Source organism: Effusibacillus pohliae DSM 22757, assembly GCF_000376225.1.
GTDB lineage: Bacteria > Bacillota > Bacilli > Tumebacillales > Effusibacillaceae > Effusibacillus > Effusibacillus pohliae.
Window position 1 is genome coordinate 1 of the sequence record NZ_AQXL01000031.1, and the last position, 1,961, is coordinate 1,961.

Annotated in this window: 2 protein-coding genes; one reads left to right on the top strand and one right to left on the bottom strand. The window is 49.6% G+C overall.

Annotated features, from left to right (window positions below):
* Positions 1-276: 276 nt before the first annotated feature.
* The gene (locus C230_RS21615; protein ID WP_245533935.1) at positions 277-426 is read left to right on the top strand and encodes a hypothetical protein; all 150 of its coding nucleotides are present in this window, start codon (positions 277-279) and stop codon (positions 424-426) included.
* Between the two features lie 168 nt (positions 427-594).
* On the opposite strand, the gene C230_RS0100420 is transcribed toward C230_RS21615, so the two are convergent.
* Positions 595-1,332 carry a restriction endonuclease gene (locus C230_RS0100420; RefSeq protein ID WP_018130129.1) on the bottom strand — a complete coding sequence of 246 codons (738 nt, stop codon included), beginning with the start codon at positions 1,330-1,332 and terminating at the stop codon, positions 595-597.
* Positions 1,333-1,961 lie beyond the last annotated feature (629 nt).

Genomic DNA, 1,961 nt, shown 5'->3' on the forward strand with positions numbered 1-1,961 from the left:
GATCTCCACACACTGGTTGCCAGGACACTTCCCCCTAGATTGGGGGGACAGACAAAGGACCTTGGCATCTTGCACAGATGCGCCTACTTCCCTTCATGAGGAGGGATTACCCAGGAACGCTCAACAGACGAGCGGGTTCGGGAGAGGATGACATCAGCGGACATTAAAGCGGCGAATCTGCATAGGAGGACCACTGGTGATTAGCTGTCGAAAGGCCGCCGAAGTATGTTGGGTGATGTCATGAAATATCTGAACCCGGAGGAGGAAAAGAGGATTATGGAATACACCATCTCGTATGAGAAGAAAGCACTTGAGAAAGTTGCAAAGAACATGCTGGCTAAGGGGATGGATGTATCGCTCATTTCAGAAGTTACGGGGCTATCAGTAGGAGAGATCGAAAAACTGAAGAAAGAGCTACAACGCTGACCCATAAAGCGAGATGAACTACAGTCGTCCATAAATGTGAGCGAAAGCTTGGTGCGGAGGAAGACGGGGCTACTAATCATTCATTGTCTCTCATCTCTGTCATTCTGGGCAAGAAAAACCGCTCGTTTCCAGACAAGGAAACTGAGCGGCTACACCATCAAACGGGCCTCACACTGAGTATGACTGTTTCGGAGCGGCTTTTATATTCCTGCATTTCGGATACCCGCTGCAACCGTAGAATTCGCCTTTCGGGCCTTTTCTTAGCACCATGGTATTTCCGCATTGGTCGCATTTGAATTCTGTTTGCGGGTTTTCCGCCATAATTTGTTTTGGTTTTGGCACGGCGTTGGGATTCATTTTCAGAATCATTTCCATGAGTTCTTTACGATCGATGAGCCTCACCTGGCTTGCTTTTGCCTGAACGTAAGCCTGATCTGTATATTCACTGTTGGTCACCACCCATGCTTCCGAGGCGCCGTACAGGTCCATTGCGGCACGGGCTTGTTGGACAGCTGCGTTGCCGACTCTACTGCTGTAGCGTTTGGCTTGCACTACGATCTTTTTCCCGTCTTTCTGGAGTACCAAGTCAGCGCCATAATCCCCAGAAGAGCGTGTAACCTCTACAGAGTAACCTTGCGAACGAAACAGGTGCCCTAAATAAAGTTCGAATTGCCGGCCATCCATTTTGTCGATGTCGTAAATTCCCGATCTTTTCAGTTTCTCTTCTTGCATCATGTGAACAACTGTTACAATTGCATAGGCGATTCCGAAAACTATGCCCATTGCAACCAAACCAGCAGTAAATGAACGGGTCGCATCAAAAGCCATCCAAAAAGCTCCCAGCATCAACAAAACAACGAGGCTTCCTACGAAATCATCATGTTTTCGCTTTCTTCGTTTTGCCATAAGATCTCCCTTCCCCGATAAACAACACGGCACGATCACACTTATAAAATTCAACGGGTAACAACAACGTCCTGTCTTGTCTTGAGGAAAAATTTAGTATTAAAGTGGGAAAGAAGGGACGATGCGAATGATATACTGCACCATCCGCCAGCTTTGCGATCTGTTTCGTGTGGACTACACAAACATACTGCGCACTTTCCACGAGGCATGGCCCGGGCCCCGATCTCCGCAAGCTGAATCGCTACGATCTGATGTGCATGATTGAACTGCACAAAACCACAGCGCCGAGCCGTTCGAGGTCGTTGCATGGAGCGAGCGGGGAAGAGCGCAATCGAGTTCGCAAGGTGTTTGAACGGCATGTGCCATCCGATCTGGAAGATCTGGAGCAACTTATCCTGCTATCGGATCAGGCATGGTGAGCGTCGGAGAAAGTATCCGGACAGCAGTCCGCCGAAATAGAAAGTGAACGAGAGGTTTGGTTTGAAACTGAAGGAGAGGGGCTGGCGGTAGATCGGCCCCTGTACATAAACCGTGGGGCACACGGGGTTAGCCTGGTCAACTTCCTCTCACGAGAGAGGATTACCCAGGAACGCCCAACAGGCGAGCGGCTTGGAAGAGGGTGACATCAG